This window comes from Veronia nyctiphanis (assembly GCF_004116385.1).
In the GTDB taxonomy this organism is placed as follows: domain Bacteria; phylum Pseudomonadota; class Gammaproteobacteria; order Enterobacterales; family Vibrionaceae; genus Veronia; species Veronia nyctiphanis.
The window spans coordinates 1-311 of sequence record NZ_PEIB01000117.1; the positions used below are offsets into that span (position 1 = coordinate 1).

A 311-nucleotide genomic window follows, 5' to 3' on the forward strand; every position below is an offset into this window, starting at 1 on the left:
ACGATTACACCGATACCACATTCTGGGTACGGTTTGACGGCGGCGAGTGGCAACAGCAAACAGGTAACGTATCAGACGGCATGCTCATTGATGTCCCGGCCAATCAGACCTCTTTTGAGCTGCGTTTTGACACCCTCGACGATGATATTTATGAAGGCGATGAAAACTTCACGGTCTGGGCACGCGTTCAAGGGGATGAATGGAATGACACCGCGGGCAAAGGGGTGGTCACCATCACGGATAATGAATCCTCGCCCACGCTCGAATCACTGACCTTGGTGCAACACGGTAGAGAGGATGCATCGAGTTAC

1 protein-coding gene is annotated in these 311 nt (G+C 52.4%); it reads left to right on the forward strand.

Annotated features, from left to right (window positions below; all coding sequences use genetic code 11):
• Window positions 1–311 (forward strand): hypothetical protein (locus tag CS022_RS25145; protein WP_161569757.1); only part of this gene is annotated, 311 nt, incomplete at both ends.